A 24587-nucleotide genomic window follows, 5' to 3' on the forward strand; every position below is an offset into this window, starting at 1 on the left:
TATTTGAAAATAAATTTTAGTGTGTTGTTTTTATTTTACTTCGCTTTTACTCGCTATCACTAAATAGCGCGAAAGACAGCTATTATGCTGAAGTCTTTTCTTCTTGTCAAGTCTTTTATCGAAAAGCCAAAACATCCTAGTGAGTTACCACTCAAAAGCAAGGCTATTTTAAATAAAAGTGATTTGATAGAAAGAGAAGTGGTGCCGGCTACAAGAGTCGAACTCGTGACCTTCTGATTACAAATCAGCTGCTCTACCAACTGAGCTAAGCCGGCTGAAGATTGAAATTATAGACGATTTATATTTATTTGCAAGTACTTTTGTTGTTATTTTATAAAAAAGTCGAATTTAATGCTTTTTTTTGCAACAAAAATGACTTATTTGATAATTTGCAGTATTGAGGCTTTTTTGGTTTCAGGTTTTTCGGAAGCTGCGCCAGACTCAACTGTGTTATCAACTAAATCATAATCCTCCTCAAAGGGAAAGCCCATCCCCTCTTGTGTTTCTCGCGCAAAGAAACTCACCACGGTAGCCACCGGAAACATCACCTCTTGTGCTTGACCACCAAAGCGCGCACTAAATGAAACCCAGTGATTATCCACATGAAAATCCTTGGTTGCTACTGGACCCACATTAAAAGTGATATAGCCATCTTTAACAAAGGCCTTTGGCACTTGGCAGTTTTTATCGACGCGCACCACAATATGCGGTGTTAAACTTTGGTCATAACACCACTCATATAATGCACGAATCAAATAAGGCTTACTGGATGCCGGAAACATACAATCACTCCTTGCACTTAAATCACGCAAAATACCCGAACTTCAACAAACTGACAGCTCGGGTACTAAGCATCATAAAAACTAACGACGCATTACCTTTTCACTTGGGGTAAGCGCTTCAATAAAAGACGGTCTGGAGAAAATACGCTCAGCATACTTCTGAATTGGTGCTGCGCTGCGCGGCAACTCAATCCCATAGTGCTCTAAACGCCATAGTAGTGGCGCAATCGCTACATCAGGCATTGAAAAATCATCGCCTAACAAATAGTCATTTTTGCTCATCACCGGCGCCAATACAGTTAACTGATCGCGAATACGATTACGTGCCACTTCCACTTCCTTGGCATCTGGACTTAACTGGCGATCCTCGAGCACTAGCACGTGTGAAAAAAGCTCACGCTCAAAATTATGTAAAAACAACCGCGTACGTGCACGCATAATCGGTTCGGCTGGCATTAATTGTGGGTGAGGAAAGCGCTCATCAATATACTCGTTAATGATATTTGACTCATAAAGAATCAAATCACGCTCTTCCAAAATAGGTACTTTGCCATAAGGGTTCATCACTGTAATATCTTCCGGCATATTGAATAAATCAATATCACGGATTTCAAAGTCCATGCCCTTTTCATATAAAACAAAACGACAACGCTGAGAAAAGGGGCAAGTTGTTCCCGAGTGAAGAATCATCATATAAATTGGTCTCCGTTTAAACGAATTAAGGTCAGCGCCATAAGACACTGACCTCATTTGCATTACACAGTAGTGTAGGTACAAAAAACTGTCGGTGTTGAACTATTTTACATTTTTCCAGTATTGCTTGTTCAAGAACCAAGCGACAACAAAGAACAGTGATAAGAATAGCATTACCCAAGTACCGAGCACTTTACGGAAATGCTGATCCGGCTCAGCCATCCAACCCAAGAAAGCACTTAGGTCGGCCATGTTCTTATCAAAGGCCTCACGCTTAGACTCGTCTAAGTATGTAATTTCAGCAGAAGAACTTTCGCCACCTTTATAATCGCTAAGCACTTTTTCACTTACTAAGGTAGCAAAACCATCCTTGTCGAACTTAGTCACCGTTTCAACCCATTTGCGCGTATCGCCGTCCTCAACTGATTTGATATCAGTAATGGTGGCTTCAACCGGTCCCTGCATTCTCCATAATGGATTAGGCATTGCCGCATTTGGGAATACGATATTATTCCAACCCGTTTGGCTGCTTTGATCACGATAGAAGGTACGCAAATACGTATAGATGTAGTCCGTACCCGGCTGGCCTAAGTTAGCCGCTCGAGAACGAGCAATCACAGACAGATCGGGCGGGGTCACACCCATCCACTTTTTAGCATCCTGTGCCGGTAAGGCAATATGCATCATATCGCCCACACGCTCACCAGTAAATAATAGATTATCCTCAATCTGCTGCTCAGTGAGACCCAGATCCATCAACTTGTTATAGCGCACATAATTAGCGCTATGACAGTTCAAACAGTAATTAACAAATAGCTTAGCGCCATTTTGTAAGGCAGCTTTATCAGTTACCTTAACAGGCATCACATCCCAAGCTGGGCCTGTTGTTGCTGCTCCAGCTGAAGCAACAGCAGCAACTGTTAAAGCTAAAACGCTTAATATTTTTTTCAACATGATTCACCCTTGCTCTTAGTGTGGCTTGTAGGTAACACGCTCAGGCACTTCTTTGAACGTACCTAAACGACTCCAAATCGGCATAAAGAAGAAGAACGCTAAGTAAATAACTGTAGCCACTTGCGACGTCAAGTTTAATAAGTCTGACGGCGCTTTAGTACCGATGATACCTAAGATAATAAAGTTAATCATGAAGATGGCGTAAAGTAGCTTGTGCCAACCTGGACGATAACGAATCGACTTAACTGGCGATTTATCTAACCAAGGCAAGAAACCAAGCATCACCACTGTACCACCCATGACCACAACACCCCAGAACTTCGCATCAAACACACGAAGTAGCACAGCCACAGCAATTAAAATCACTGGCCATACAATCTTCCAAATGCCACGGGTATTTTTACTGAAGAATAAGCCAATCGCAAAGAGGATACAGAAAGCAACTAAAGCCCAAGTAAACTCATCCGTGGTGGCACGCAGCATCGAATAGAATGGCGTGAAATACCATACTGGCGCAATATGCGGCGGTGTCACATAAGGGTCAGCAGGGATAAAGTTATTAGCCTCTAGGAAGTAACCACCCATGGTCGGCGCAAAGAACATAATGGCCGCAAAGACTAATAAGAAACCAGCCACACCTAAAATATCATGCACCGTATAGTAAGGATGGAACGGAATGCCGTCTAGCGGACGACCGTTAGCATCTAGTTTTTCTTTAATCTCCACACCATCAGGGTTATTAGAACCCACTTCGTGTAAAGCAATGATGTGCGCCACGATCAAACCGATAAGCACTAATGGAATCGCAATCACGTGGAAAGCAAAGAAGCGGTTTAAGGTAGCATCAGACACCACGAAGTCACCGCGAATCCAAGTAGATAAGGCTTCACCTACAAAGGGCACAGCCGCAAAAAGGTTAACAATCACCTGAGCGCCCCAGTATGACATTTGACCCCAAGGCAGTAAATAACCAAAGAAGGCCTCAGCCATTAAGCAGAGGAAGATGGCAACCCCGAAAATCCAGACTAGCTCACGTGGCTTGCGGTAAGAACCATAGAGCATACCACGCAACATGTGCAAATACACCACCACAAAGAACATGGAGGCGCCGGTAGAGTGCATATAGCGAATCACCCAACCAAAGGGTACTTCACGCATGATGTACTCAACTGAAGCGAATGCCACATTACCATCTGGCTTATAGTGCATTACCAAGAAAATACCGGTCAAAATCTGAATAACCAGTACCAGCATGGCTAATGAACCGAAGAAGTACCAGAAGTTAAAATTCTTGGGGGCATAGTACTCCGTCATATGCTCCTTGACCATTTTGGTCATCGGGAATCGGCGATCTACCCAACCAAGAAGACCTGTTGTTTCAACAACTTTCTCGCTGGCCATGTAAGGCTCCTTTTTATCAAAAGCTAACAATCAAAAAACCCTGCAGGTTCCCAAGCGATTAGGCCGGAGAAACCATCCCAATCATGATGTTGAACTCGTCAACAAAGTAATAAGGAGGTACCAGTAGGTTATCAGGGGCCGGTTGGTTTTTAAACACACGACCGGCTAAGTCAAAGACCGAACCATGACAAGGACACAAATAGCCACCCAACCAATCGGCACTCATACCTTGAGAACTACCAGTGGCAAAGCGAGCGGAGGGAGAACAGCCTAAATGTGTGCAAATACCCACCATCACCATCCACTCAGGGTTAATTGAGCGGTGCTCATTTTTGGCAAAGTCAGGCGTAAAACCAGGACGATCGGACATCGGATCAACCAGTTCATCATTTAGCTTAGAGAGCGAAGCAAGCATCTCGGGCGTGCGGCGCAAAATCCATACCGGCTTACCCTGCCACTCAGCAGTAATCATCTGACCCGGGGCCACCGCTGAGATATTTACCTGAACCGGCGCACCGGCAGCCTTAGCTCTATCTGATGGCGACATTGATGCCACAAAAGGAATTACCGTAGCAACCCCTGCAACGCCACCGACCGCACAGGCGGTACCTAACCAAAAACGACGAGCGGGATCATCAGGCAACACACTGGGTGAGGCCTGCTCAACGACCATCTCTTTTGAAACTGTAGATTCTTGACTCATATCATTCCCTATTTCTGCCAAGGTCTAAAAAATAAACGATGTGTGGCACCAGAAACCTGCGCTACAATCGTACAAACATAATCTGAAAAATATACAATATTACTATACGCAATACTATTTAACCCCTTATTATATACTTTATAAACCTGTTACATCGATTAAAAGGAAATTTTTTATGAGCAAGGCCTCCAGTTTTATTCAAGAGTTCAAGGAATTTGCTGTTAAAGGCAATATGATCGACCTCGCCGTCGGGGTGATTATCGGTGCCGCTTTCGGCAAGATCATCGACTCATTAGTCAAGGATGTGATCATGCCGCTTATCAGCTTTATCATTGGCGGTTCGGCCGACTTCTCTAATATGTTCGTAGTGCTATCTCGCCCTGAGGGATACAGCGGCCCTGAAACCTACCAAGCGCTGACTGAGGCAGGCGCTAACGTCTTTGCTTATGGTAATTTTGTCACCATTTTAATCAACTTTATCTTACTGGCATTTGTGGTCTTTTTAATGGTAAAAGTCATTGCTAAAGCACGCGCTAGCTTTGAACACGAGAAAAAGGTCGAAGAGGCGGCTCCTGAAGCTGAACCAGCTGATGTTGCACTGCTCCGTGAAATCCGCGATTTACTACAAAAGCAGGAAGCACAGTCGCAAATTGACAACAAATTGCAGTAGTCGTTATTAGCGCTCATCATTGCATCAGCCCGAACCTAGCTTGTTCGGGCTAATTTTTTGCTAAGTAACGCCCCATCAAACTGGGTTTTCAATATTCACAAACTCTAACTGCAGCTGTGGAAAGCGTTCCTGCATCACCCGCATCAAACCCTGCACACCATAGCGCTCAGTCGCATGATGGCCGGCACCATAATAGGCCACACCATACTCTCTGGCCAGATGAAACACTGGCTCTGAGGCCTCACCAGTGATATAGGCATCGGCACCAGCTAAAACCGCCTCTTCAAACATACTTTGAGCGCCGCCGGTACACCAAGCAACGGTGCGAATCCTTTGCTCCGGGTCGCCAATAAAGAGCGGTGCGCGACCCAACGCCAGCTGAAGATGTTCGCTGAATTGCTGCGCAGTCATCTCGTCCTGTGGCGTCTGCCCCAACCAAATCAAATTATCCCTGCCCACGGTGTGTGGTTTATTATCCACATAGTCAACACGCAATCCCAAGACTTGCGCTAACATGGCATTATTACCCCATAATGGATGAGCATCAAGTGGTAGGTGATATGCAATCAGATTGATATCATGTTTGATAAGCTTAGCCAGTCGCTGATATTTTGCATTGATGATTCTGGTGTCTTCATTTTTCCAAAACCAGCCATGATGCACGATAATCGCATCTGCCTGCTTTTCAATCGCTTGTTCCACCAAATCCAGACTGGCAGTGACACCGAAAACCACCTTTTTGATCTCAGGTTTTCCCTGCACCTGCAGTCCATTTGGCGCATAATCCTGAAACAAATGGGGTTGCAGCTGAGTATCGAGCCAATGCATGAGCTCTTTGACTGTAATTTTATTCACGATCGATTCCTACGTTATTTATGTACCGCTATTGGTTGATTTTTACACAAGCCGTCACGATTGTCTTGGCACTGATATTTACGATTAGTACTATCAGGCCCGGATGGCTGGATCGACAAATAGAAATCCAAACTCAACCAACCGCCATGGTCAAGATACAACCCGAGGCGATTCCCAATCAAAACAGCTCCACTAAGTCTCAAAGCCCCATCACAACCACGGTGACGGTCTTTACCTCCTATGCGGATGCAGTGAAACTTGCCGCACCCTCAGTGGTTAATATTTATACCACTAAACGCGTTGCTTCGCCGCTACGCGAACTTAATGATATTCCCTCGCTACGCCCCTTTATTCAAGAGCAAAATGAGCGTCAGCGTCTAAGCGACCCAACCAGCCTAGGCTCAGGCGTGATCGCCTCAGAACAAGGCTATATCTTAACCAATTATCACGTCGTTGAAGCGGCGGATGCGATTGAGGTGCTGCTTCATGACGGGCAAAGAGCAGGCGCTAAATTTATTGGCGCCGATCCAGACACCGATCTGGCGGTACTACAAATTGATTTACCAACGATCCAACCCATCAAAAGCGATCCTAATCAAACGCTTAATGTCGGCGATGTGGTGTTAGCGATAGGCAACCCCTTTGGTGTTGGCCAAACCACCACCATGGGCATTATTTCTGCCTTGGATCGCTCAGGCCTCGGCATCAATACCTATGAAAACTTTATCCAAACCGATGCGGCAATTAACCCAGGCAACTCCGGTGGCGCCTTAATTAATGTGAATGGCAGTTTGATTGGTATTAATACGGCAATTTACGCAGAATCTGGCTCTGGTGGCTCTTTAGGCATTGGCTTTGCAACGCCGGCCAGTACGGCCTTAAAAATCATGGCCGAAATTATTGAAACGGGTAAGGTATCACGCGGCTGGCTAGGGGTTGAGCCTCAAGACGTGACCCCAGATCTAGCCAAAGCTTTTAATCTACCCCAAGTGCGTGGTGTGATTATTGCCTCGGTAGGTCAGCAAAGCCCTGCAGCGACCAGTGGTTTAGCGGTGGGCGATATTATTTTAAAAATCAATGACAAAGAGGCGATTAACACCCGCCAAATGCTGAATGAAGTGGCCGGACTAAAGCCCGGCACCCTGATTAAGCTAGAGGTCTTAAGAGGTGGTCGTAAACTTAGCTTTGATGTGACTTTAGCGCAGCGTCCAAAAAGCTTTGAGTAGCGCTGATTACGACTCCTCTGCTACCGCTTCGCTCTCCGGCTTTCGGACTTTGACAAAGCGGCATAAGAAAATGCCAAACTCATACAAAATACACAGTGGCAGCGCCATAAGTAACTGACTGATAACGTCCGGTGGCGTTATGATAGCGGCTAACACAAAGGCGCCGACAATCACATAACCACGAATGGCTTTTAGCTTTTCAACCGTGATAATACCAAATGAAGCTAATACCACAACCACCACCGGCACCTGAAAAGTCACACCAAAGGCCAAAAACATCGTCATCACAAAGCTGAGATACGCTGCAATATCAGGCGCAACAGCAATCGACTCTGGTGCAACCATCGCAATAAACTGAAAGATGGTATGAAACACGACGTAATAGCAAAACAGCATGCCCAAGAAAAAGAGCAAGGTACTGGACACAATTAAGGGGATGATTAGGCGCTTTTCATGCAAATACAGGCCTGGGGCAATAAAGGCCCACGCTTGATATAAAACCACCGGCAAAGCAATCACAAAGGCCACCAACAGAGTCACCTTGAGCGGCACCAAAAACGGCGTGATGACGCCAGTCGCAATCATGGTACGATTTTCTGGTAGGGTACTGATCATAGGTTGCGCCAAAAAATCATACACGGCACCAGTCCCAGGATAGATAGTCAGCACCACAAAAACCGCCAACACCGCCAACAACATACGGATGATGCGTGTGCGCAACTCAATTAAATGTGAGAAAAAACTTTGACCCGGATCGTCTGCCGCTGAACTTGCTTGTTTAGACATGTGAGCCACCCCTATCACTACTTGATGTGTTCTTATTGCCTGCTTCGTCGGCAGCGGCCTCCTCATGCTGCGCAAGGCTAACAGCAGCCGATTCAGCACCAGGCTTTTGCTCCCATAGCGCTAAGCCCGCTAAACTTTTATCAGCATTGATAGGACTCTCATGCTCCGCCACATAGGCATCCCAAGCGGCGTTATCTGCTTCAAGCGCCTCCGCATCTCGCTCAGGCGCTAGCGGTGGTTCGTAGCTTGGTCCATCATAAGCACTAGTCAGCTGCTGCCTACTAGCACTCACGCCAGATGCAGCGGACTCCCCACTTGCGGTTGATTCATCAGCATCAGGTATCCAGCGTTTACGCAATACATCCGCGCCGGCGGCTAGACTCTCGTCCTGCTCTTCGGGATAAATTAAGGCCTCCGCCACCGTCGAATCAACGGACTTCATACGCGGCGCTGGCGCCTGCTGATGCTGTGTGGCATCAGGCATTGTGCTCTTAGCCCCAGCCCCCGTCACAGTCTCGGCAGAAGCACTGGAAGCACCAACGCTTACCGCCGCTGCACCACGACTGACAGTGCTTGAGGCCACTGTCTTTGGCGCCTCCGTCAGCGGCACCGAAGCCGCTGTCTTCGCTGCTTCGTCTAATTTTAAGCTATCTAAATTTGGTAAAGGGTTTAATGAACCCTTTAGCTGCTGCTCCAGATCCTTTACCTCAGATTTAACCGTATCCAAGGGGTTTGTGATGCTTTTAATGGGATTGGTAATGGAGGTAATTTCACCCTCCACTGAAGACTTAGCTTTGGAGACGTTTGAAGCCACTTCGTCCTTAAACTTTTTAATATCATCAACGTGCATTTCACGCTCGATATCACTTTTAATATCGTTCACATAGCGTTGTGCACGGCCCATCAATAAACCAAGCGCCCTTGCCGTTTTCGGCAGGCGCTCAGGTCCAATCACGATTAGCGCAACCAGCGCAATAATAATTATCTCGGAAAAGCTAAGACCAAACATAGTAACTCGGCACGACTACCTACACCGAAGTGCTTAAGCAGATGGCTTATCCTTGTCCTTAATCTCGGTGAATTCGGCATCGCTAACCTGATTTACGGGCACTGCTTTAGCCTCTTCGGCTGCCGCTTTCTTGGTCACTGTGCTTTCTTCTTCGGCATCACCAAGACCCTTTTTAAAGCCTTTGACCGCCGTACCTAAATCCTCACCGACATTACGCAATTTCTTGGTACCAAAGACTAAAGCCACTACGACCAAAACGATTACCCAATGCCAAATACTTAATGAACCCATCATATTCTCCCAAAAATTTCTTTGCTAATAGTATAGCATTTGCAAGTTGATACCTTTATGACTAAAAGCAGTCCGACCTATTCAGGACGTGACGCTTTTTCAACTAAACCGGATAAGCCCTCACGCCGTGCCAATTCGGCTAGTACCTGTGCCGGTGAAACGCCATAATAGATCAAAGCAAGCAGACTATGGAACCATAAGTCGGCCGCTTCATAAATAATTTCTTCTTGATTGCCATCTTTGCAGGCCATAATCAGCTCAGCACCCTCTTCGGCAATCTTTTTCAAAAACGAGTTCTCACCCTTATGGTAGAGCTTGGCCACATATGAGGTGTCGGGATCGCCACCATTTGCCGGGAGACGGCTTATTAAGACCTGCTCTAAATGCGCTAACACCTGTTGCGCTTCAATTTGCTTTTGCTCTGACATTTACCACTCTAACTAATTACTCAGACTTGTACATAAGCGCTGGATCCATCAGCACAGGGTCTACCGCATCCCAATAGCGCTCACCCTCAGCAGATGTCTTTAAGACTCGAAAAAAACAACTCTCGCGACCGGTATGACAAGCCACACCGCCCTGTTGCTCGATCTTGAGTAGCAGCACATCAGCATCACAATCCAGAATAATCTCATGCACAATTTGTGTATTGCCTGAGCTTTCACCCTTACGCCACAGTTTTTTGCGAGAGCGGGACCAATAAACACCGCGTTTAGTGGTCACCGTCTCAACTAAGGCTTCATGGTTCATCCAAGCCACCATCAGCACACGATTTGTTTGCCAATCCTGCGCTATCACAGGGATAAGCCCCTGATCATTAAAGTTGACTTGAGTGATCCAGGTCATTTAGTCCATCCTAACTGCAATGCCTTGATCGCGCATAAACTGCTTGCACTCTTGCACCGTAAACTCGCCAAAGTGGAATACACTGGCTGCCAACACGGCACTAGCACCACCCTTTGTAACCCCATCAGCCATATGCTGGAGCGTACCCACACCACCAGAGGCGGTAACAGGAATGCTCACCGCATCGCTGATGGCGCGCGTTAATGCCAGATCAAAGCCGTCTTTGGTACCATCGCGATCCATACTAGTCACGAGAATCTCACCTGCACCCTTGGCCTCCATGGTTTTGGCCCATTCAACTGCGTCTAAACCAGTGCCCTGACGACCGCCGTGAGAAATAACCTCCCACCGTGGTGCTTCGCCCTCGGCATTCACCTGACGCGCATCAATCGCGATGACGATGCGTTCAGAACCAAAACGCTCGGCTGCCTCCCTAATCAGCTCGGGATTGGCAATGGCCGCACTACCGATGGATACCTTAGAGACGCCAATATCAAGCAGGCGCTGGATATCCTCCAGAGTACGCACACCGCCACCGACTGTCAGCGGGATATTGATAGCCGCTACGGTTTTTTCAATGACCGGAAAAATCATCTCACGATCGTCACTAGTCGCAGTAATGTCTAAAAAAGTCAGCTCATCGGCTCCCTGTTGACAATAGCTTTTCGCTATTTCAACCGGATCGCCGGCATCACGTAAGCCGACAAAATTTACACCCTTAACTACACGACCACCATTAACATCTAAGCACGGGATGATTCGCTTGTACACATTTGATTGCTGGTTTAATTGGTCGTTTTGCATTATTCCTCTATCTCTTCAAAATAGTCATCAACAAAATCGAGGGCTTCTTCAAAATCCAAAGTACCTTCGTAGATACTCCGGCCGAGGATCACACCCTCAACGCCTTCATCTGCCACCTGACAAAGTGCCTCAATGTCTCGCAAATCAGTCACTCCGCCGGAAGCGATGACCGGAATTCTGGTCGCATTGGCCAGACGTACGGTTGCTTCGATATTAACCCCGCTCAACATGCCGTCGCGGCCAATATCAGTATAGATAATCGACTCCACTCCGAAGTCTTCAAAACGCTTTGCCATATCGATCACATCATTTTTTGTGATCTTGGCCCAACCATCGGTGGCCACCTTACCATCTTTGGCATCTAAACCCACAATAATATGGCCGTGAAAGGCGCTGCACGCATCCTGTAAAAAACCCGGATCCTTGACGGCTGCAGTACCGATAATGACATAATCAATGCCGCTATCAAGATAATGCTCAATGGTTGCCATATCCCGAATACCGCCGCCAATTTGTACGGGGATTTCGCGATCAACGGCTTTTAAAATGGCATCAATAGCGGCTTTGTTTTTAGGGCGTCCGGCAAAAGCACCGTTTAGGTCAACCAGATGCAGGCGCTCCGCCCCCTTTTTAAGCCAAGCCTCAGCAACTGCGGCTGGGCTATCAGAGAAAATCGTGGTGTCGTCAAGATCACCCTGTCTGAGACGAACACATTGGCCGTCCTTTAGGTCGATGGCTGGGATGAGCAGCATGATATTATAGAATGATAGAGTAAATAGTTTAAATTTAAATCAAACGGCGATGGATAATATTTATCGCCCCGCAAATAGTATTTATACCTTATTTTGAGTGTTTTGCACTAGCAATTACAAGGATCAATACAATTAAATTTGATGCTTCCTCAAATTGTCGTCCAAAGCCCACGCAGACCCTGGACAACACAGGCAAGACTAGAGCACACCCTTGGTTGAAGGAATTACCCCGGCCATACGCGGATCCTCGGCTAAGGCCATGCGTAGCGCCCGTCCGAATGCCTTAAATACCGTCTCGGCTTGGTGATGTGAATTAATCCCTTTAAGATTATCAATATGCAAGGTCACTGCGGCATGATTCACAAAGCCCTGAAAAAACTCTTGGAACAAATCCACATCAAAGCGACCAATCAAAGCCCGCGTAAAAGGAATGTGGTAGTACAAGCCTGGGCGACCTGAAAAATCAATCACTACGCGTGACAGCGCCTCATCCAAAGGCACGTAGGAATGACCATAGCGGACAATGCCCTTTTTATCACCCACGGCTTTGGCAAAGGCTTGCCCCAGCGTGATACCGACATCCTCCACCGTGTGATGATCATCAATATGTGTATCACCATCACAGTAAACCTCTAAATCAATCAGACCGTGACGTGCGATTTGATCAAGCATATGATCGAGAAATGGCACGCCCGTATTAATATCCTGTTTACCCGTACCATCTAAATTAATGGCAACACGAATCTTCGTCTCTTGGGTATCACGACTAACTTCAGCAGTACGCATGACATCTTCCTTATAATAAATTAATTCTTATAGCGGTATTCGGCACTACGGGCATGCGCCTGTAGACCCTCACCATACGCTAAACTACTTGCAATCGGCCCTAGCGTCGCAGCGCCTGCTTGCGACACCCTAATAAGGCTAGAGCGCTTTTGGAAATCATACACGCCCAACGGCGATGAAAAACGAGCCGTACGTGAGGTGGGCAAGACATGATTAGGACCTGCACAATAGTCGCCTAAGGCTTCAGAGCTATAAGGTCCGATAAAGATCGCACCGGCATGGCGAATTTTATCGACCAAGGGCTGCGCATCTGCGACCGAAATCTCCAAATGCTCCGCAGCGACATAGTTAGCGATCTCACAGGCCTCATCCAAGTCTTTTACTAATATCAAGGCACCACGATTAGCTAAACTTGTCGCAATAATCTCACGCCGCGACATGTTGGGCAACTGACGTTGGATCGAAGCCTCTACCTCGTCTAAATAGGCGGCATCAGGGCATAATAAAATGGCTTGTGCCAATTCATCATGCTCAGCTTGCGAAAAGAGATCCATGGCAATCCAGTCAGCTGGCGTTTTACCATCACAAATAATTAAAATCTCACTAGGACCGGCAATCATATCAATACCGACCACACCAAAAACTCGACGCTTTGCCTCAGCCACGTAGGCATTACCCGGGCCGACAATTTTATCGACCTGAGCAATCGTTTCAGTACCATAAGCCAACGCCGCCACCGCTTGTGCACCACCAATGCAGAGCACGCGATCGACACCGGCCACCGCCGCTGCGGCTAGCACCAAAGGATTATGCTCACCGCCCGGAGTCGGGGTCACCATCACCACTTCCTGCACCCCGGCCACCTTGGCTGGCACCGCGTTCATCAAAACCGAAGAAGGATAAGCAGCCTTACCGCCAGGCACATAGAGCCCGACCCGATCCATGGGGCTGATTTTAACCCCTAGCACCGTACCATCCGCCTCCTCGTAATGCCAGCCCTCGCTTTTTTGATGCTCATGATAGCGACGAATACGCTCAGCTGCTTTTATCAATGCCTGACGCTGCTCCTCAGGCAGTCCCTCTAATGCGGCCTGACATTGCGCCTGAGAAATCTCCAACTCAGCCATGCTCTCGGCCAGTACGCCATCAAATTTGCGGCTATACTCAAGCACGGCCGCATCACCGCACGCCCGCACATCCGCTATAATTTCGCTGACCACCTGCTCGATTTGAGCGTCTTGCGTCTCGTCATAGGCTAATAACTGAGCTAACTGCTCGCCAAATCCTACACTACTAGCATCTAATCGATTAATTACTGACATAACTATTCCAAGGCAGCCTTTTCAAATGCATCAAGAAAGGGCTGCAAGCTTTTACTACGGGTTTTTAAGGCCGCTTGATTCACAATCAGACGTGATGAAACCGGCATCACATCTTCCACATCAATTAAATTATTCGCTCGCAGGGTACCACCCGTGGAAACCACATCCACAATGGCGTCAGCCAAGCCAGTCAAAGGCGCCAGTTCCATGGAGCCATATAACTTGATTATATCAACGTGTACACCCTTTTTAGCGAAGTGCTCGCGCGTGATATTGACATACTTGGTGGCGACCCTTAGGCGACTCCCTTGGCGCACCGCCTTTTCATAATCAAAATCCTGACGCACCGCCACCGCCAAACGACATTTCGCAATATTTAAGTCAATCGGCTGATAAAGACCACCCGCATGATCCTGACTATATTCATACAGCACGTCCAAACCGGCCACACCAAAATCCGCCGCACCGAACTGCACATAGGTTGGCACATCAGAAGCGCGCACAATCAAAATCTGCAAATTCGGATCGCTAGTGGCTAAAATCAATTTGCGCGAGGTACTCGGGTTTTCTGCCACCTCAATCCCAACACTGGCCAATAATGGCAAGGTGTCATCAAAAATACGTCCTTTGGAAAGGGCAAGCGTCAGCTTATCCATGCTTAATCTATCCTTTGAATTGTTGCGCCCACGGCGCTCAGCTTTTGTTCCATATTGACATAGCCGCGATCGAGGTGATAGATACGATCGACAATTGTCTCGCCCTCTGCGACTAAACCAGCAATCACCAAACTAGCCGAAGCCCGTAGATCGGTTGCCATCACCATGGCTCCGGATAGGTGCTCAACACCGTTAACCACGGCGGTGGGACCATCAAGCAAAATATCCGCATTTAAGCGCAGCAGCTCAGAAACATGCATAAAGCGATTTTCGAAAATATTTTCTACAATCACAGCAGTCCCCTCAGCAACACAATTCATTGCCATCATTTGCGCCTGCATATCCGTAGGGAATCCTGGATGCTCGGCGGTACGAAAACTGACGGCTTTAGGCCGTTGCTTCATGGTTGCATGAATCGTATCCGCCCCAATCTCAAGCGCAAGCCCCGCTTCGCTCAGCTTATCCAGCGTGGCACCCATGGTGTCGGGATTCACATTGCGCAACAACAGCTCACCCCCGGTCGCCGCCACCGCACATAAGAATGTCCCGGCCTCAATACGATCCGAAATAATGGCATAGTCGGTGCCATGGAGCTGCTCAACCCCTTCGATCACGATTCTATCCGTGCCGTGGCCACTGATTTTCGCCCCCATGGCAATCAGAATATTGGCCAAATCAACCACTTCCGGTTCCCGTGCGGCATTTTCTAAAATCGTTGTACCTTTTGCCAATACAGCGCTCATTAAAAACTGCTCAGTACCACCAACCGTCACCATATCAGTACGAATTGAGCCGCCAACCAAGCCTGTCGCACCAGCCTCGCCATAAACATAGCCATGCTCCACCGCTAATTGAGCGCCCAACTCCTTGAGCCCCTTAAGGTGTTGATCCACAGGGCGTGAACCGATGGCGCAACCACCAGGCAAGCTGACCTTAGCACGCCCAATCCGTGCTAGCAACGGCCCTAGCACAAGAATTGAGGCACGCATGGTGCTAACCAATTCATACGGCGCCTCATGCGATGTGACTTCAAGCGTCTGCAACTTCAGTACATCCTCAGCCAACCACTCCGCCACCACACCGAGCTGCTGCAACACCGCAATCATCGTTTCCACATCCTTGAGACGCGGAATATTACGTAAAATAACCGGCTCTGCGGTTAATAAGGTTGTACATAAAATAGGCAAGGCGGCGTTTTTAGCGCCAGAGATCATCACCTCACCGTGCAAAGGCTGACCGCCGATAATTCTTAATTTAGCCATGTTGAGAAAACTCTGCCGGGGTTAAGGTCTTCATTGAAAGCGCATGAATTTCCTCCTTCATGCGATCACCCAAGGCGGCATAAACTAACTGGTGACGCTGAATTAAGCGCTTGCCCTCAAAGGCTTTGCTAACAATGACCGCTTCAAAATGCGAGCCATCACCGACCACATGCACATGCTCACAGGCTAAATTACTCTCGATATACGTTTTAATCTGCTCTGGTGTAGGTAACATCTTGATATAACCCTTTAAAAATTAATTTCTTAGCTTATAACCACTGACAATTAAACGCAAAGCGATCAGTGAAACAATCACAAAAAACACACTAACCACCGCCAAACTTAACCAGGGGGAGGTGTCTGCCACCCCAAAGAAGCCATAGCGCATGCCGTCAATCATATAAAAGATCGGATTCCAATGGGATACGGCTTGCCAAAACGGCGGTAATGAGTGAATTGAATAAAACACACCGGACAAAAAACTCGCCGGCATAATTAAAAAGTTTTGGAATAGGGCTAATTGGTCAAACTTCTCCGACCATAGGCCCGCAATCAATCCCAAGGTAGACATAATACCGCAAGCTAATACAGCAAAGACTAAAACCCACAGTATATTGTAAGGTAGCACCACCCTAAAAATCAGCGCAAAGAGCCACAAGCTCAGTCCCACCATCAAACCACGGATAACCCCACCCAGCACATAAGCACCATACAGCTCATAGGCAGATAACGGTGGCAATAAAATAAACACCAGATTACCGGTGATCCGACTTTGCACGAGCGACGATGAGGCATTAGCAAATGCATTTTGCTGCATACTCATCATAATTAAGCCCGGAATCAGAAATGATACATAGTCAATGCTAATATCCGAGCCTGCGTAGCTTTGTACCCGTCCTTGCAAGACATGGGAAAAAACCAGTAAATAAAGCACGGAGGTTAACACCGGCGCCAGGATGGTTTGTAGAGCCACACGCCAGAAGCGCATCACCTCTTTGGCTAAGAGCGTAGGAAATCCAGAACGATAGTCTTTATGCTGGCGCAGTCGTTGATAGGCACTACTTCCTAACGCGCTGTTCTCTACGGTCGACGACACTTGACGATCACTAGTCCTAGTCATGAGACACCTCCAGCGAGGAATCATACATAGCGCGAGAAAATGCGGCCTCAAGATTCGCACCACCATAATGCGCCATAATCGCTTCTGTTGTATCTAAGGCGATTAAATTACCACGTTTTAAAAAGGCCAAGCGATGGCACATGGACTCGGCCTCTTCGAGATAATGCGTCGTTAAAAGTACAGTATGACCCTTTTTGTTTAGTCTTGAAATAAAATCCCAAAGCCCACGTCGTAAATCCACATCCACGCCAGCGGTAGGTTCATCCAAAATAATCACCGGCGGACAGTGCACCAAGGCTTGCGCAACTAAAACACGCCGCTTCATACCACCTGATAGGGAGCGCATATTTGCCTCGGCCTTATCGCTTAAGCCTAAATTAGCAAGCACCTCATCAATCCAGTCGTCATTATGGCGAATGCCAAAATAGCCAGACTGCAAACGTAAGGTCTCACGCACGGTAAAAAAGGGGTCATACACCAGCTCTTGTGGCACCACGCCCAAGGCTCGGCGTGCCTGTCTATATTGCTCCTGCACGTCAAAGCCCATCACCTTGGCGGTTCCAGCACTGGCTCGCACCAAACCCGACAGCACCGAAATCAGGGTAGTTTTACCGGCGCCATTAGGACCCAACAAACCAAAAAACTCCCCCTCTTTTACCTCAAAGGACACATCATTGAGCGCCTGAAAGCCGCCAGCCTCCACATCACGCCCCATGAGACGGCGCCACATTGAGCTTTCCTTAGGGTATATCTTGGAGACATGCTCAAATTGAATTGCAATAGACATAGATTTATTAACGTTAAGATTCTTATAAAGCAAGAAGTGAGACTAAGCTATTTTAGCCTAATCTCACTTTTAATCAGTTGACAATCCTTAAGCCTGACTCAAGGATGTCTGAACGACGGTAGCTACCCTAAACGCTTAGCACAGCAATCACTAGCGTTGTAGACTCTTAATCAAGCCATCGATACCATTGCGACTGATTTCACCTGCAAACTGGTTACGGTAATTTTGAATCAACCAAATGCCCTCGATATTCATATCATAAACTTTCCACGAGCTACCGGCTTTTTCCAAACGGTAATCAACCGCTACCGGGGTATTACTCACACCAGTTAAGGTGGTACGCACGACCACATCGGCGGCATTAGGATCACCACGGAATGGCAACACATTCAGCTTGGTACTATCAGTCACGTCCTTTAAGGCACCACTATAGGTACGCACTAAGGTATTTTTAAAGCCCTCAACCAAGGCCGCTTTCTGCTGCTCAGTGGCTTGACGCCAAGGTTGACCGGTGGCTAAGCGGGTGGTTTTTTCCATATTGACATAAGGCACAATGTACTTATCCACCAAGCGATTGGTCGCCCCTACGTCACCGCTACGCGCAGCTTGGTCTTGTAATAAAGCGCTTAAGGCTTGATTAGCGACTTTCTCAACAAAGGCGTTAGGACTTTCAGCTCGGGCCTGAGCGCTAGCAAAAACACCTAAACTGATCAATGCTGCTAAAGCACCACGATTGACGACCTTTCCGGCTGTTAATTTCATAAAACTCTCCATAATCATTTGAGCTATCCATTGATTGGACTCGATTTTTTACAAGAGTGATAGCTCTGTCAGGCTAATGTACAGCATTTAATGCTGTACATTATTTAGTCTTTGTGTAGATATGTAACCCAATCGCTAACTACTAAGCCTCTGGATCCTCATACTGTGGCAAGTCAGCGCTAGTATCTGGCGTTGATGCTGTCGCTGTTGCATCAGCCTCAGGATCCTCGTACTGAGGTAGAGCGGAGGCACTCGCAGCCGTATCAGCGCCGTCCGGGTCATCGTAGCTTGGCAAGCCATCATAGCCTAAATCATCCGTGGTTGGACGATACTGATCCATGGTCGGCTGCATAAACATATCCTCACCCGGACCATAACGATGATCGTCCTCCTTAGTCCATGCGGGTACCTTCGTGCCATCGGTGATTTCAGGAGCCATTTTTTGAGCCACCAGGGCGCGACGATTCTGCAAATAGGCATCACGCACAAAACTGTACTTATCAATGGCAATACTATCTGCCAATTCATCCGCATCTAATAAACTAGCACGGCTATCAATCACACCAAGTCCCACAGCAGGATTACGCAGCCTAACATTATCAATACTCCATGGGGATAAATAAGCCTCGGTTTTTGCTAAAGAATCCACTGCCAAACCAGCCGCATCACGGAAATTGCTTGGACCAAAGCCAGGCAATACCACATAATCCCCTTCACCTACACCCCAAACCGCCAAGGTGGTACCGAAATCATTGCGAATTTTATGTGCGCCGTTCATTGAGGCAACATCAATACAGCCCCCTAAGCCCACGGTACTATTAAAAAGTACGCGCCCAAAGGTGTTAACCGCATCCAAGCCGCGTCCCTGTAACATACTGTTGAAACCGGACCAAACATCGCCCAAGTTACCAAAAATATTACTGACACAAGTTCTGACTGGATTCGGCACCAACACCTCGTAGGTACGCGCCACCGGTTTAAGAACAGCACCATCCAAGGCCTCATTTACCTCAAACATAGTGCGGTTATAGCTCTCAAAAGGATCATTTGGATCCGGTTGGGGCACAGACACGCATGCCGATAAAGCAAGCCCTAAAGCGCCTACCGTTAGTAGTTTTTTAGTCATCGCGAGCATCATATTCTCAATCAAAATTATTGTTAGTATTTATTCGGCCGAACCCTGTTTATCAGCCGTGGAGAACAAGAACTTACTAATTAAATCCTCAATCACCACTGCACTTTGAGTGTAAGTAATCACCCCACCCTGTGCTAAATTCTCATCATCGGCTCCGGGCGTTAAGTCAATATACTGCTCACCGATAAGGCCTTGGGTCTTAATCGAAGCGGAAGTATCCGTCGGAAACTGATACTGCTTTTCTATATCCATTTCAACAATCGCACGAAACATTTGATTATCAAAGGCGATATTTTTAACGCGACCTACCACCACACCGTTGCTCTTGACTGCCGAGCGCTTTTTGAGCGAGCCGATATTATCAAAATGGGCACTGACAGTGTAGTTAGGCTGCATACTAAAGGTGCTGAGATTACCGGCACGTAAGGCTAAAAACACCAATGCCAACACGCCTAACAGCACAAAAATGCCAACCACAAACTCAATACGTTTATTCATTTCTAAACCTTTGCTTTAAAACATCACGGCGGTCAATAAGAAATCTAGACCCAAAACCGTTAAAGAACTGATAACCACGGTACGTGTTGTGGCTTGCGAAACGCCCTCGGGCGTGGCTCTACACGTCCAACCTTGATGTAGGGCAATCAACATACACGCCACCCCGAACGCCATGCTTTTTACCACGCCATTTAGCACATCATCAAACACATCAACGCCTGCTTGCATTTGAGACCAGAAAGCGCCGTCATCAACACCTAGCGACACCACGCCAACAAACCAACCGCCCATCACGCCGACCGCTGAGAAAATAGCCGCCAAAATCGGCATTGCGATCACACCACCCCAAAAGCGCGGCACTAATACTCGCTCAACCGGATTAATCCCCATCACATCAATGGCATCCAACTGCTCACCGGCCTTCATCAAACCGATTTCGGCCGTAATCGAGGTGCCCGCACGCCCAGCAAACAATAAGGCCGTCACCACTGGGCCAAGTTCACGCAACAAAGATAAGGCAACCATCAAACCCAAGGCCTGCTCAGAACCGAACATCGAGAGAATACTGTAGCCTTGGAAACCCAACACGAAGCCCACAAACAGACCGGATACCGCAATAATCAGTAAGGAATAGACCCCAATAAACAGAATCTGCTCAACCAATAGTCGCGGCCGCTTAAAAATCAAGGCTGAACGCAACACAATCTGCACTAGCAGAATAAAGATATTACCCAGGTGACCAATACCATTAATCACATAGCCACCAATTGATGCAATCCATGAATACATAACTATCGCCCCCTGCGCTTAGACTTCGCTTGGCGAGCAATTTGCAGCTGCTTTTCTGCAAACCAACTTTCATAATCAGGCGTCGTCGGGTACTCAAAGCGTGTGCTACCCTCGGGCGACAGACCATGAATAAAGTTTTGTACCCGCTGATCCGACATGGCACGAATCTGTGCTGGTGTACCCTCCGCAATAATGCCACCTTGATGAAGCATATACACATAATCCACGATGCGGAAAGACTCCTCAATATCATGGGTAATTAAGAGACCAGCGGTGCCTAATTGCTTAGTAATGCCGCGTAGCATATCCGCCGTTTGATTCATGGAAACAGGATCTAGACCCGCAAAAGGCTCATCATACAGCAATAACTCTGGCTCCATCACAATGGCGCGAGCCAAGGCAATACGTCTTGCCATGCCCCCAGACACCTCGGAAATATTTAAATGAGCCGCAGTCTTAAGACCCACCGCAGCGAGCTTATCCAGCACGCGCTCCACAATCTGCGATTCATCCAGCGTGGTTAATTCACGTAAAGGATAAGCCACATTTTCAAAAGTATTTAGATCCGTAAACAGCGCGCCCTGCTGAAACAGCACACCCATATTTTTACGTAATAGGCTCAGCTCCTTGGGGCTGATCGCATTCAGCACCTGGCCAAAGAGCCTAACCTCCCCGGCCTTAGCACGAATCTGCCCGGTCACGCCACGCATAATGGTTGACTTACCGGAGCCGGAACCGCCGATTAAGGCGATTAACTGCCCCTTGTGAATCGAAAGATTCACCCCGCTGAGAATAATACGCTTACCATAACCCAAACTGACATCGTTAAACTCAACGACTTTTTCAGAGGATAAATAATCGGCTGCTTTGGTTGCGGCGCCTGCATGACTTAGCGTAGCGTCCGTAGGTGAACCGTCAGAGCTTTGAATTGACATTAACTAGCTTTATAAACTATTAGGTAGATCAATTGATTTTAAATAATCAAATTTTTTCTTGCAATAACTATAACATCAATTACGCCATCTCGTTACAATAGCAACATCACTTATCATCATTTACTGCTTAGGCAATGATCAAAAACGACAATTCCGCACCCGCTTCCACCTCTTCCTTTAACAGCCTCAATTTATCGGAGGCGCAATTAGCCAATCTACAACAACTGGGTTATGAGCAAATGACAGCGATCCAAGCGCTAGCCTTACCACTTGCCTTAAGCGCCCAGGATTTGATTGTGCAGGCGCATACCGGCAGTGGCAAAACCCTGGTCTTTGCCTTAGCCATACTACAAACACTGGATTTGAGCCGTATAGAGGCACAGGCCTTAGTGCTTTGCCCTACGCGTGAGCTAGCCACACAAGTGGCAGAGGTAATTCGTAAGGTAGGTAGAAGCCACCCCTCATTAAAAGTCAGCCTTATCTGCGGTGGCGCTTCGATTAGCCGTCAACAAGCATCCTTAGCTCAAGGCACCCATATCATTGTGGGGACACCGGGGCGTATTGAGGACCTTATCAATCGTGGCGCCTTGCCATTAGGCAGTGTAAAAACGCTGGTCTTCGATGAGGCTGACAAAATGATGGATATGGGCTTTTATGAAAGTCTCAGTACAATTAGCAATGCCTGCCCTTTAAAGCGCCAGACCTTAATGTTTTCTGCGACATACAGCCCGGCGTTATTGGAGCGCACTGAGGGCTTTTTAATCAATCCACACATGATTCAGGCCATAGATGAGCCAAAGCCTGAGATCCAGCAGGAATTTTATTTAGTCAACGCCAATGAGCGAGGCCAAGCGCTTATCAGCTTACTTAATCACCATCTCCCGCTGGCCACACTAGCCTTTTGTAATACCCGTGATGAGTGTGAGCTATTGCAACGCCAATTACAACGCGCCGGTATTATCAGCCATGTACTGCACGGACAAATGGAGCAACGTGAGCGCGAGGATGTATTAATCCAGTTTGCCAATCACAGCTGCAGCGTGTTGGTCGCCACCGATGTTGCAGCGCGCGGCTTGGATATCCATGCCTTAGATTTAGTGGTTAACGCACATATCTCACCGAATGCCGACACCCATCTGCACCGCATTGGACGCACCGGCCGTCAGGGCGCAACAGGGCACGCCATTACCTTCGTCACTGAGGACGAACTTTTCCGTAAAAAAAGAATCGAAGAAGTCAGCGCACAACGCTTTGATTTACTCGCTGCGCCTCCGGCGTGGCAGGGTCGACAACACTTAAAAGCGCCGATGCAAACCATCACAATCCGTGGGGGTAAAAAAGACAAATTACGTGCCGGTGATATCCTAGGATCACTGACTAAAACGCTTGGGCTAGAAGCAGAGCAAGTCGGCAAAATCACGATTCATGACTTTGTTAGCTTTGTGGCGATCGCACGGGATATTGCCCCGCAAGTAGCACAACGCTGGCAGCAAACAACCATCAAGGGCAAGCGTCGCAAAATCAGCTTACTCCCTTGATAACTTACATAAATTAACACCTTACACAGCAAGCAATCAGGGAACTAAAGACTATCTTTGCAGTCAAATTAGCACTCAGACCGATAGAGTGCTAAAATAGCATACAGCGTACTTTATCGGCGCCTATCTATTAAAGGACATATATTACTATGACAAATCAAGCACTTGCTTTACATAATCGCGCATTAGCCACCCTTGGCTCGGGTGCTATTGGCAGTATTGAGTCATATATCAGTAGTGTGAATCAGATTCCTATGTTGACGCCCGAAGAGGAGCGAGAGTATGCGGAGCGTCTACAGTACCAAGATGATATACAGGCAGCCCAAGCCTTAGTGTTATCACATTTACGTTTAGTGGTGTCAATTGCACGCCAGTACTTAGGCTATGGCCTACCGCATGCCGATCTTATCCAAGAGGGTAATATTGGCTTGATGAAGGCGGTTAAGCGCTTTGACGTTAATCGTGGTGTACGTTTAGTCTCTTTTGCCGTACATTGGATTAAGGCAGAAATTCACGAGTACGTGATCCGTAACTGGCGCATGGTACGCATTGCGACCACCAAGGCGCAGCGTAAGCTATTCTTTAATCTTCGCAGCCTACGCTTAGACAGTTCTACCCTGGCGCCCGAGGAGATTCAAGGCATTGCTGACAAGCTTAATGTCAAACCTGACGAAGTGGTTGAGATGGAGATCCGCTTAAGCGGTCGTGATATGTCATTGGATCCAGGCCCTAGCTCACGTGCCGATGAGGATGAGTTTACGCCTATCGATTATCTATCCGATGAGGGTGAAAGTAGCCCTTATGAGATCATCGCTAGACGCGAGCATGAGGAATTGCAGACGCATGGTCTTGCGGCTGCTTTGGAGTCCTTGGACCCACGTTCACGTCGCATCGTGGAAGCGCGTTGGTTACAGGACGACGGTGGTTTAACACTACATCAACTAGCCGATGAGTTCGGCGTATCCGCTGAGCGTATTCGCCAGATTGAAGCCGCTGCGATGAAGAAAATGCGTAGCTTCCTTGGCGAAGATGCGATGAACTAATCCACACAGCGTAAGCTCACCATTAGTTACATTTTAGGGGTGAGTTTTTGGAACTAACAGGAGATTCTCTGGACTAACACCTGTGAGCAATGGAAACGTAGTTATTACCCCGCTCATCATTCGTCCATTTTTCTCCTCTTTCCCTTCCCCTTAAGGACGAATGTTTAGACACTTCCGGTCCC

At 47.5% G+C, this 24587-nt stretch carries 29 protein-coding genes and 1 tRNA gene; 4 read left to right on the plus strand and 26 right to left on the minus strand.

Annotation, left to right across the window (positions count from 1 at the left end; translation table 11 throughout):
- Window positions 1–199: 199 nt before the first annotated feature.
- The 6 genes from HMPREF3144_RS09435 to petA form a co-directional block, all read right to left on the minus strand.
- Window positions 200–275: transfer RNA gene (locus HMPREF3144_RS09435), tRNA-Thr, on the minus strand.
- A gap of 102 nt (window positions 276–377) precedes the next feature.
- A complete protein-coding gene (locus tag HMPREF3144_RS09440) occupies window positions 378–782 on the minus strand; it encodes a ClpXP protease specificity-enhancing factor (protein WP_036561152.1) in 405 nt (134 codons plus the stop codon).
- Window positions 783–863: 81 nt separating this feature from the next.
- A complete protein-coding gene (locus HMPREF3144_RS09445; RefSeq protein WP_048767903.1) occupies window positions 864–1475 on the minus strand; it encodes a glutathione S-transferase N-terminal domain-containing protein in 612 nt (203 codons plus the stop codon).
- A gap of 102 nt (window positions 1476–1577) precedes the next feature.
- Window positions 1578–2429 carry a cytochrome c1 gene (locus HMPREF3144_RS09450; RefSeq protein WP_070477615.1) on the minus strand — a complete coding sequence of 284 codons (852 nt, stop codon included), beginning with the start codon at window positions 2427–2429 and terminating at the stop codon, window positions 1578–1580.
- A gap of 15 nt (window positions 2430–2444) precedes the next feature.
- Entirely contained in the window at window positions 2445–3830 is a 1386-nt protein-coding gene (locus HMPREF3144_RS09455; protein ID WP_018027108.1) for a cytochrome b, read from the minus strand.
- Window positions 3831–3888: 58 nt separating this feature from the next.
- On the minus strand, window positions 3889–4533 hold the full coding sequence (gene petA, locus HMPREF3144_RS09460; protein WP_048767899.1) for a ubiquinol-cytochrome c reductase iron-sulfur subunit: 645 nt from the start codon (window positions 4531–4533) through the stop codon (window positions 3889–3891).
- Window positions 4534–4708: 175 nt separating this feature from the next.
- Here petA and mscL point away from each other — a divergent pair, with 175 nt between their 5' ends.
- Window positions 4709–5203 (plus strand): large conductance mechanosensitive channel protein MscL, encoded by a 495-nt coding sequence (gene mscL / locus HMPREF3144_RS09465; RefSeq protein ID WP_018027110.1) that lies wholly within the window; start codon window positions 4709–4711, stop codon window positions 5201–5203.
- A 75-nt stretch (window positions 5204–5278) separates the two neighbouring features.
- Here mscL and HMPREF3144_RS09470 read toward each other — a convergent pair whose 3' ends face one another.
- On the minus strand, window positions 5279–6058 hold the full coding sequence (locus HMPREF3144_RS09470) for a Nif3-like dinuclear metal center hexameric protein (RefSeq protein WP_018027111.1): 780 nt from the start codon (window positions 6056–6058) through the stop codon (window positions 5279–5281).
- Window positions 6059–6078: 20 nt separating this feature from the next.
- On the opposite strand from HMPREF3144_RS09470, the gene HMPREF3144_RS09475 reads away from it, so the two are divergent.
- Window positions 6079–7284 (plus strand): S1C family serine protease, encoded by a 1206-nt coding sequence (locus tag HMPREF3144_RS09475; RefSeq protein ID WP_026156919.1) that lies wholly within the window; start codon window positions 6079–6081, stop codon window positions 7282–7284.
- 6 nt (window positions 7285–7290) lie between these two features.
- Here the strand turns inward: HMPREF3144_RS09475 and tatC are convergent, their stop codons facing one another.
- The 19 genes from tatC to HMPREF3144_RS09570 all read right to left on the minus strand — a co-directional run bounded on the left by tatC (window position 7291) and on the right by HMPREF3144_RS09570 (window position 21824).
- A complete protein-coding gene (gene tatC / locus HMPREF3144_RS09480; protein WP_036559179.1) occupies window positions 7291–8070 on the minus strand; it encodes a twin-arginine translocase subunit TatC in 780 nt (259 codons plus the stop codon).
- Entirely contained in the window at window positions 8063–9079 is a 1017-nt protein-coding gene (gene tatB / locus HMPREF3144_RS09485) for a Sec-independent protein translocase protein TatB (protein WP_070477617.1), read from the minus strand. Before tatB ends, tatC begins: the two co-directional genes overlap by 8 nt.
- 33 nt (window positions 9080–9112) lie before the next feature.
- Window positions 9113–9370: a Sec-independent protein translocase subunit TatA gene (gene tatA / locus HMPREF3144_RS09490; RefSeq protein WP_070477618.1), complete on the minus strand. Its 258-nt coding sequence runs from the start codon at window positions 9368–9370 to the stop codon at window positions 9113–9115.
- A 77-nt stretch (window positions 9371–9447) separates the two neighbouring features.
- Window positions 9448–9798, minus strand: a complete 351-nt coding sequence (locus HMPREF3144_RS09495; protein WP_018027116.1) for a phosphoribosyl-ATP diphosphatase — start codon at window positions 9796–9798, stop codon at window positions 9448–9450.
- A 16-nt stretch (window positions 9799–9814) separates the two neighbouring features.
- Window positions 9815–10216 (minus strand): phosphoribosyl-AMP cyclohydrolase, encoded by a 402-nt coding sequence (gene hisI / locus HMPREF3144_RS09500; protein WP_018027117.1) that lies wholly within the window; start codon window positions 10214–10216, stop codon window positions 9815–9817.
- The gene (hisF, locus tag HMPREF3144_RS09505; RefSeq protein WP_070477621.1) at window positions 10217–11020 is read right to left on the minus strand and encodes an imidazole glycerol phosphate synthase subunit HisF; all 804 of its coding nucleotides are present in this window, start codon (window positions 11018–11020) and stop codon (window positions 10217–10219) included. It abuts the gene before it with no gap.
- On the minus strand, window positions 11020–11772 hold the full coding sequence (hisA, locus tag HMPREF3144_RS09510) for a 1-(5-phosphoribosyl)-5-[(5-phosphoribosylamino)methylideneamino]imidazole-4-carboxamide isomerase (protein ID WP_018027119.1): 753 nt from the start codon (window positions 11770–11772) through the stop codon (window positions 11020–11022). The genes hisF and hisA overlap by 1 nt, the downstream gene beginning before the upstream one ends.
- A 198-nt stretch (window positions 11773–11970) precedes the next feature.
- Window positions 11971–12558 carry an imidazoleglycerol-phosphate dehydratase HisB gene (hisB, locus tag HMPREF3144_RS09515; protein WP_018027120.1) on the minus strand — a complete coding sequence of 196 codons (588 nt, stop codon included), beginning with the start codon at window positions 12556–12558 and terminating at the stop codon, window positions 11971–11973.
- Between the two features lie 20 nt (window positions 12559–12578).
- Window positions 12579–13880, minus strand: a complete 1302-nt coding sequence (gene hisD / locus HMPREF3144_RS09520; RefSeq protein ID WP_070477625.1) for a histidinol dehydrogenase — start codon at window positions 13878–13880, stop codon at window positions 12579–12581.
- 2 nt (window positions 13881–13882) lie between these two features.
- Window positions 13883–14536, minus strand: a complete 654-nt coding sequence (gene hisG, locus HMPREF3144_RS09525) for an ATP phosphoribosyltransferase (RefSeq protein ID WP_018027122.1) — start codon at window positions 14534–14536, stop codon at window positions 13883–13885.
- A gap of 2 nt (window positions 14537–14538) precedes the next feature.
- A complete protein-coding gene (gene murA, locus HMPREF3144_RS09530; protein ID WP_018027123.1) occupies window positions 14539–15798 on the minus strand; it encodes a UDP-N-acetylglucosamine 1-carboxyvinyltransferase in 1260 nt (419 codons plus the stop codon).
- Complete coding sequence (locus HMPREF3144_RS09535) at window positions 15791–16033, minus strand: BolA family protein (RefSeq protein ID WP_036559167.1); 243 nt, start codon at window positions 16031–16033, stop codon at window positions 15791–15793. The genes murA and HMPREF3144_RS09535 overlap by 8 nt, the downstream gene beginning before the upstream one ends.
- Before the next feature lie 21 nt (window positions 16034–16054).
- A complete protein-coding gene (locus HMPREF3144_RS09540; RefSeq protein WP_018027125.1) occupies window positions 16055–16918 on the minus strand; it encodes an ABC transporter permease in 864 nt (287 codons plus the stop codon).
- A complete protein-coding gene (locus tag HMPREF3144_RS09545; RefSeq protein WP_070477628.1) occupies window positions 16911–17705 on the minus strand; it encodes an ABC transporter ATP-binding protein in 795 nt (264 codons plus the stop codon). Before HMPREF3144_RS09545 ends, HMPREF3144_RS09540 begins: the two co-directional genes overlap by 8 nt.
- 150 nt (window positions 17706–17855) lie before the next feature.
- Window positions 17856–18467 carry an MlaC/ttg2D family ABC transporter substrate-binding protein gene (locus HMPREF3144_RS09550; RefSeq protein ID WP_018027127.1) on the minus strand — a complete coding sequence of 204 codons (612 nt, stop codon included), beginning with the start codon at window positions 18465–18467 and terminating at the stop codon, window positions 17856–17858.
- Window positions 18468–18609: 142 nt separating this feature from the next.
- Window positions 18610–19593 carry an MlaA family lipoprotein gene (locus HMPREF3144_RS09555; RefSeq protein WP_246823942.1) on the minus strand — a complete coding sequence of 328 codons (984 nt, stop codon included), beginning with the start codon at window positions 19591–19593 and terminating at the stop codon, window positions 18610–18612.
- Window positions 19594–19632: 39 nt separating this feature from the next.
- Window positions 19633–20100: an outer membrane lipid asymmetry maintenance protein MlaD gene (gene mlaD, locus HMPREF3144_RS09560; protein WP_018027129.1), complete on the minus strand. Its 468-nt coding sequence runs from the start codon at window positions 20098–20100 to the stop codon at window positions 19633–19635.
- A gap of 15 nt (window positions 20101–20115) precedes the next feature.
- Window positions 20116–20889, minus strand: a complete 774-nt coding sequence (gene mlaE / locus HMPREF3144_RS09565) for a lipid asymmetry maintenance ABC transporter permease subunit MlaE (protein ID WP_018027130.1) — start codon at window positions 20887–20889, stop codon at window positions 20116–20118.
- A 2-nt stretch (window positions 20890–20891) separates the two neighbouring features.
- On the minus strand, window positions 20892–21824 hold the full coding sequence (locus HMPREF3144_RS09570) for an ABC transporter ATP-binding protein (RefSeq protein WP_036559162.1): 933 nt from the start codon (window positions 21822–21824) through the stop codon (window positions 20892–20894).
- A 134-nt stretch (window positions 21825–21958) separates the two neighbouring features.
- On the opposite strand from HMPREF3144_RS09570, the gene dbpA reads away from it, so the two are divergent.
- Entirely contained in the window at window positions 21959–23362 is a 1404-nt protein-coding gene (dbpA, locus tag HMPREF3144_RS09575; RefSeq protein WP_070477630.1) for an ATP-dependent RNA helicase DbpA, read from the plus strand.
- A gap of 149 nt (window positions 23363–23511) precedes the next feature.
- Complete coding sequence (gene rpoH / locus HMPREF3144_RS09580; protein ID WP_036559157.1) at window positions 23512–24405, plus strand: RNA polymerase sigma factor RpoH; 894 nt, start codon at window positions 23512–23514, stop codon at window positions 24403–24405.
- Window positions 24406–24587: the final 182 nt, after the last annotated feature.

It is taken from the genome of Oligella sp. HMSC05A10, from assembly GCF_001808335.1.
GTDB lineage: Bacteria > Pseudomonadota > Gammaproteobacteria > Burkholderiales > Burkholderiaceae_B > Oligella > Oligella urethralis.

Coding starts and splice junctions, on each gene's coding strand:
- petA (WP_048767899.1), bottom strand. CDS start 4,533: ATGAGTCAAGAATCTACAGTTTCAAAAGAGATGGTCGTTGAGCAGGCC.
- mlaE (WP_018027130.1), bottom strand. CDS start 20,889: ATGTATTCATGGATTGCATCAATTGGTGGCTATGTGATTAATGGTATT.
- HMPREF3144_RS09555 (WP_246823942.1), bottom strand. CDS start 19,593: ATGACTAAAAAACTACTAACGGTAGGCGCTTTAGGGCTTGCTTTATCG.
- hisA (WP_018027119.1), bottom strand. CDS start 11,772: ATGCTGCTCATCCCAGCCATCGACCTAAAGGACGGCCAATGTGTTCGT.
- HMPREF3144_RS09445 (WP_048767903.1), bottom strand. CDS start 1,475: ATGATGATTCTTCACTCGGGAACAACTTGCCCCTTTTCTCAGCGTTGT.
- HMPREF3144_RS09545 (WP_070477628.1), bottom strand. CDS start 17,705: ATGTCTATTGCAATTCAATTTGAGCATGTCTCCAAGATATACCCTAAG.
- hisD (WP_070477625.1), bottom strand. CDS start 13,880: ATGTCAGTAATTAATCGATTAGATGCTAGTAGTGTAGGATTTGGCGAG.
- HMPREF3144_RS09450 (WP_070477615.1), bottom strand. CDS start 2,429: ATGTTGAAAAAAATATTAAGCGTTTTAGCTTTAACAGTTGCTGCTGTT.
- hisB (WP_018027120.1), bottom strand. CDS start 12,558: ATGCGTACTGCTGAAGTTAGTCGTGATACCCAAGAGACGAAGATTCGT.
- hisG (WP_018027122.1), bottom strand. CDS start 14,536: ATGGATAAGCTGACGCTTGCCCTTTCCAAAGGACGTATTTTTGATGAC.
- HMPREF3144_RS09540 (WP_018027125.1), bottom strand. CDS start 16,918: ATGACTAGGACTAGTGATCGTCAAGTGTCGTCGACCGTAGAGAACAGC.
- rpoH (WP_036559157.1), top strand. CDS start 23,512: ATGACAAATCAAGCACTTGCTTTACATAATCGCGCATTAGCCACCCTT.
- HMPREF3144_RS09550 (WP_018027127.1), bottom strand. CDS start 18,467: ATGAAATTAACAGCCGGAAAGGTCGTCAATCGTGGTGCTTTAGCAGCA.
- mlaD (WP_018027129.1), bottom strand. CDS start 20,100: ATGAATAAACGTATTGAGTTTGTGGTTGGCATTTTTGTGCTGTTAGGC.
- HMPREF3144_RS09570 (WP_036559162.1), bottom strand. CDS start 21,824: ATGTCAATTCAAAGCTCTGACGGTTCACCTACGGACGCTACGCTAAGT.
- murA (WP_018027123.1), bottom strand. CDS start 15,798: ATGGCTAAATTAAGAATTATCGGCGGTCAGCCTTTGCACGGTGAGGTG.
- dbpA (WP_070477630.1), top strand. CDS start 21,959: ATGATCAAAAACGACAATTCCGCACCCGCTTCCACCTCTTCCTTTAAC.
- HMPREF3144_RS09475 (WP_026156919.1), top strand. CDS start 6,079: ATGTACCGCTATTGGTTGATTTTTACACAAGCCGTCACGATTGTCTTG.
- HMPREF3144_RS09455 (WP_018027108.1), bottom strand. CDS start 3,830: ATGGCCAGCGAGAAAGTTGTTGAAACAACAGGTCTTCTTGGTTGGGTA.
- HMPREF3144_RS09495 (WP_018027116.1), bottom strand. CDS start 9,798: ATGTCAGAGCAAAAGCAAATTGAAGCGCAACAGGTGTTAGCGCATTTA.
- hisF (WP_070477621.1), bottom strand. CDS start 11,020: ATGCAAAACGACCAATTAAACCAGCAATCAAATGTGTACAAGCGAATC.
- tatB (WP_070477617.1), bottom strand. CDS start 9,079: ATGTTTGGTCTTAGCTTTTCCGAGATAATTATTATTGCGCTGGTTGCG.
- tatC (WP_036559179.1), bottom strand. CDS start 8,070: ATGTCTAAACAAGCAAGTTCAGCGGCAGACGATCCGGGTCAAAGTTTT.
- hisI (WP_018027117.1), bottom strand. CDS start 10,216: ATGACCTGGATCACTCAAGTCAACTTTAATGATCAGGGGCTTATCCCT.
- HMPREF3144_RS09535 (WP_036559167.1), bottom strand. CDS start 16,033: ATGTTACCTACACCAGAGCAGATTAAAACGTATATCGAGAGTAATTTA.
- HMPREF3144_RS09440 (WP_036561152.1), bottom strand. CDS start 782: ATGTTTCCGGCATCCAGTAAGCCTTATTTGATTCGTGCATTATATGAG.
- mscL (WP_018027110.1), top strand. CDS start 4,709: ATGAGCAAGGCCTCCAGTTTTATTCAAGAGTTCAAGGAATTTGCTGTT.
- tatA (WP_070477618.1), bottom strand. CDS start 9,370: ATGGGTTCATTAAGTATTTGGCATTGGGTAATCGTTTTGGTCGTAGTG.